Source organism: Bifidobacterium sp. M0353 (assembly GCF_016100645.1).
Lineage (GTDB): Bacteria > Actinomycetota > Actinomycetes > Actinomycetales > Bifidobacteriaceae > Bombiscardovia > Bombiscardovia choladohabitans.
The window spans coordinates 1-272 of sequence record NZ_JACFSB010000151.1; the positions used below are offsets into that span (position 1 = coordinate 1).

At 39.7% G+C, this 272-nt stretch carries 1 protein-coding gene; it reads right to left on the minus strand.

The window, feature by feature from the left end:
- The coding region (locus tag H3V04_RS09360; RefSeq protein ID WP_198188370.1) for an RNA methyltransferase at positions 1 to 272 on the minus strand (272 nt) is incomplete at both ends.

Below are 272 nucleotides of genomic sequence, written 5' to 3' on the forward strand. Positions count from 1 at the left end.
CGACCATAGGCAATGTCAGCATTTGGTCCATCTGCTCTTTAAGAAGGCGTGAAATTCCTTTACCTTCATTGCCAATTACCAAAACAGTTTTGCCATTACTATCCCACTGCCGATAATCTGTACCTTTCATATCAGTACCAAAAAGCCAATAGCCACGTTTTTTTAATATTTTTGCAGTTTGCACCAGATTATTTACCCTTGCTACTGGCACATAATCAATTGCTCCAGTTGAAGTTTTAGCTACAACAGAAGTTAACCCGGTAGCACGTCTT